This window comes from Azohydromonas lata NBRC 102462 (assembly GCF_001571085.1).
Classification (GTDB): Bacteria; Pseudomonadota; Gammaproteobacteria; order Burkholderiales; family Burkholderiaceae_C; genus Azohydromonas; species Azohydromonas lata.
Genome location: NZ_BCTC01000209.1, coordinates 1 through 3,549, shown reverse-complemented (window position 1 = coordinate 3,549; position 3,549 = coordinate 1). Strand labels below are relative to the sequence as shown.

The following is a 3,549-nucleotide window of genomic DNA, read 5'->3' as shown; positions in this document are numbered from 1 at the left end:
TAGGCTGCGCCTGCCCGGCACGACGGACCGGCTACGCCGGACCGTCGCCAGAGCTTCCAGGACACCATCGAACTCTGCTTTTGGGTGATCACGCACCTACTGCTGCACCACTTCAGCCAAGTCGAAGGCTTTGAAGCCTTCGGCAGCGAACCGCCAGCGTACGGAGAAATTGCACATGCCAAGCATCCTCACGAACTCGGGCAGGATCACGCGCTCGCTGCCGGTTCCTGCGAACAGCACAAAGGCACCCCTCCTGTAATCTGATTCGCACAGATCCGGGAAAGCCCGCTCAACCTGTTCCGCTTGCTCAATCGTGAAAAACACTTCCTGCAGCCCTCCGCCGCTGGTGCGGTATTGAGGGTTCGCGAGCCCTTCAACCACACCGTCGAGCCCGTCGCAAGTAACAAGCACCGGCTGCAGGTTGCGGGTGCGCGAATAAGCGGCCTTGAGAAGGCGCTCCCATTGGGCACGGGGCACCTCGTTCGTGCGCGCCCAAATACCTGCCTCCACCAGTGCAGCGCGCATGCTCCGCGCTTCAGCGGTGGTCACGAAGGCCCCGGTGTCCAACCCGGCCATGCGTTCAGCCAGGTCACCAAAATCCATGGTCATGCTGATCTGCATGTCAGCCTCACAAGTTGTTAAGTCAACGGAATGCCGAAAGGCGCCTGCGGATTTCATGACGCAGCATCCGAGCCCACGTCAAGGCGTACCCAGGCTTGCACCCAGGTGTCCCCGCTTTCGCAGTCCGTGCGTACCAGGGCACTGTCCTCCACGCGCACCTCATCGCATTGGCACAGGTGGCGCGCCGTGCGCAGTTGATCCACCGTGGCTGGACGCTCAACGCAGCCCCGATCTGCCTGCGCAGGCAACGCGCATCGAGCGCCGGCCTGTTGCTGGTCTTCGTTGGTCGTGTTCATCACTGTTGCGCTCAAGAAGCAAACGGGTAGATGGCAAGGATGTATTGACGGCCCTTGAAACTCAGTGCGGTCAGCGAATCCGCGCTCAGGCCGTAGACGTGGTCTACATCTGCTTGATAGGCCGGGTTCAGAGCGCGCCATTCATTGCCCACTTGGCAGACTTCGTAGGCGTCCACATGCAGCCAGCACGTGCCCACCTTGAGCGTGCCGAGCAGGTAGCTTTCCGGCTCGCCATCGGTATCAGCGCCGCAGGCCTCCAGGCCCAGTGCATCGGGGTTAATGGTCAATGCGTCCATTGAGGTCTCCTGAATGGTGCAAACAGGGTTTCAGGCATCCCGGCGCAGCCGCTCGATGGCCTGAGCAGCCTTGCCGGCCAGCGTGTCTGGATCGCTGGCGCTGCCGCTCAAGGTCGGCAGGACTTCGGTAAGCAGCGCCAGCATCTGCTGCCGGTGCCGCCTGAACTCGCCGGCTATGCGGTCGCGCTCCTCTTGGGCATGAAGTGCATCGGCTTGCCACTCAAACAGGCCTTTGGACCACCATTCCTGGCCCGGCCGGGCGATCTGCAGCATGGTCAAGGCGTCCATGGCTCAGTCCTCCTGCGAAAAGCCGGCGATGCTGTTGCCGTCGCACAGGGCGAGCACTTCGCAGGCCCCTTGCGAGCAGTAAGCCTCCAGCTGCGGCGCCAGGGTATGGAAGAGGGCCGGCATCGGTGCATCGGGCTCAAGGCGGCCATTGGCCTCGGCGATGAATGCAGCTTCGATGTCGTAGTCGCAGGAACGCTCGGGGTCGATGTTCGCCAGTGCGCGGGCCATGGCCGCGTTACAAACCGCACCCAGCGCGTCGTTGCCGAAATGGTGAAGGTAGGGCCTGGAGCCCTGCCCTGCCCGGGCTGCCGGGGAAGACGCGAAAACCGGTGAAGCCACATCAACCTCCAGTCCTACAGCGTTGCTGCTGCAGTTTTAATGTAGTGCATAACTGTCTCAACCAAAAGCAGTTTTGCAATACGATACAAGAGGCGATAAGAATAAAAAAGGCATGCGCTGTTGCTTGAAATTCATTAAGGACAGGTTGTAATGTAGTGCAAAAGTGCTTCGTGTCGTCCATGTTTTGCACTACATTAATACCAACGGCAGCGACATCCCCTACAGCGCAGCCGTTGTTCAGCAACCATCCATGGAGTAAGTAATGAGCCACCTGATTGACACCACGACCGGCCGGCCCGCCATCGCGTTCGTCGGTGCAGAGCCTTGGCATGGCCTCGGCCAGCGCCTGACCGCCGGCGCCAGCCTGGAGACTTGGCGGCAGGAAGCCGGTTTGGCCTATAGCGTGGAGCGCGCGCCTGTGCTGTTTCAACGGGGTGAAGACCGCCCCATCGACACCGTGAAGGGCCGCGATGTGCTTTATCGCTCGGATACCGGCGCTGCCTTGAGCGTCGTGAGCCTGGGCTACAACGTCGTGCAACCCGGCGAGGTCCTGGACTTCTTCGGCAAGCTGGCGCAAGCCGGCGGCTTTCAGCTTGAAACCGCGGGCGCGCTCTCACAAGGTCGGCGCGTGTGGGGTCTGGCAAAGGTCAACGACGGTGCCCCTGTCGTCGGACAAGACACCGTCCGCCCTTATCTGCTTCTGGCAACTTCCTACGATGGCACCATGGCCACGGTTGCCAAGTTCACGGCAGTTCGTGTTGTCTGCAACAACACTTTGACCATGGCTGCTGGCGCGGCCATGACTGCCGGTGCTGCCAGCATGGGCCAAACAGAAGTTGACCGAATCGAAGGCCCGGTTGTGCAGTGCGTGCGCGTGCCGCACATGCGCAAGTTTGACGCCGACGCGGTGCGCCAGCAGTTGGGCATTGTGCTCACCGCTTGGGAACGGTGGTTCGTGGAAGCCCGGCTGTTGGCCCAGGTGGACGTAACCGAGTCCCAGGCCGACGCGTTCGTAGCTGGCCTGCTGCAGTCGGTGCAAGGTGCGCCGAAGGGCAAGGCGTTGCCGGACGTGCGCGCCAGCCGGGGCTATAAGAGGTTGATGAGCCTTTTTGGCGGTGAGCAGATCGGTGCCGATCTGTGCGGCACCAAGAGTGCGTGGGCACTGCTCAACGCCGTGACTGACTACGTGGACCATGAGCGCGGCCGCAGCAACGACACGCGGATGACCAGCGCATGGTTTGGTGCCGGCGAGGGCTTGAAGCTCAACGCGTGGGATGCCGTGCGCAAACTGGCTGTGACTGCGGGTGCAATGGAGCCGGCGAAGGTGAGTTAAGCCGACCAGCCCGGCTGTGTGCCGGGCTTCTTCCGCCCAAGTGGTGCCGACGGTGCCACGGAGCACGGCGCCTGCGGCGCCTGCTCAGGCGCGGTTGCTACCAAAGTCGGTGCACGTGCTGCACGGTTGCTGCGTGCGGCACGTTATGTGGTTGTGGTGAAGGTGTGGCGCGAGGCACAGGCGCCAGTGGCGCAAGTGCCAGGCAAAGGCAGGTGAGGTAGCAGCGGGGGCGGATGGTTGCCCTGCCGCATTGCCTCTTCGCCGTTGTCTTCATAGGGGCCGAGGGGATGCGGAACCTATGGCAAGCGGCTTGACGCCGAGCCTGTGACGCGCGCCGCGTCATGGCGAGCGCGGGCGCCGGACCGGCTGCGCCGGA

General features: G+C 62.6%; 5 protein-coding genes. 1 reads left to right on the top strand and 4 read right to left on the bottom strand.

The window, feature by feature from the left end:
- Positions 1–96: 96 nt before the first annotated feature.
- The 4 genes from ALA01S_RS30395 to ALA01S_RS30380 form a co-directional block, all read right to left on the bottom strand.
- Positions 97–621 (bottom strand): hypothetical protein, encoded by a 525-nt coding sequence (locus tag ALA01S_RS30395; RefSeq protein WP_066343427.1) that lies wholly within the window; start codon positions 619–621, stop codon positions 97–99.
- A 307-nt stretch (positions 622–928) separates the two neighbouring features.
- Entirely contained in the window at positions 929–1,213 is a 285-nt protein-coding gene (locus ALA01S_RS30390) for a hypothetical protein (protein WP_066343425.1), read from the bottom strand.
- Positions 1,214–1,243: 30 nt separating this feature from the next.
- On the bottom strand, positions 1,244–1,501 hold the full coding sequence (locus tag ALA01S_RS30385; RefSeq protein WP_066343423.1) for a hypothetical protein: 258 nt from the start codon (positions 1,499–1,501) through the stop codon (positions 1,244–1,246).
- Positions 1,502–1,504: 3 nt separating this feature from the next.
- On the bottom strand, positions 1,505–1,729 hold the full coding sequence (locus ALA01S_RS30380; RefSeq protein ID WP_066343422.1) for a hypothetical protein: 225 nt from the start codon (positions 1,727–1,729) through the stop codon (positions 1,505–1,507).
- Positions 1,730–2,102: 373 nt separating this feature from the next.
- Here ALA01S_RS30380 and ALA01S_RS30375 point away from each other — a divergent pair, with 373 nt between their 5' ends.
- Positions 2,103–3,173 carry a DUF932 domain-containing protein gene (locus ALA01S_RS30375; protein ID WP_066343420.1) on the top strand — a complete coding sequence of 357 codons (1,071 nt, stop codon included), beginning with the start codon at positions 2,103–2,105 and terminating at the stop codon, positions 3,171–3,173.
- The last annotated feature ends 376 nt before the right edge of the window (positions 3,174–3,549 follow it).

Bases quoted from the DNA above. Each gene is read 5' to 3' on its own strand.
- ALA01S_RS30395 (WP_066343427.1), bottom strand. From the start codon at position 621: ATGCAGATCAGCATGACCATGGATTTTGGTGACCTGGCTGAACGCATG.
- ALA01S_RS30390 (WP_066343425.1), bottom strand. From the start codon at position 1,213: ATGGACGCATTGACCATTAACCCCGATGCACTGGGCCTGGAGGCCTGC.
- ALA01S_RS30385 (WP_066343423.1), bottom strand. From the start codon at position 1,501: ATGGACGCCTTGACCATGCTGCAGATCGCCCGGCCGGGCCAGGAATGG.
- ALA01S_RS30380 (WP_066343422.1), bottom strand. From the start codon at position 1,729: ATGGCCCGCGCACTGGCGAACATCGACCCCGAGCGTTCCTGCGACTAC.
- ALA01S_RS30375 (WP_066343420.1), top strand. From the start codon at position 2,103: ATGAGCCACCTGATTGACACCACGACCGGCCGGCCCGCCATCGCGTTC.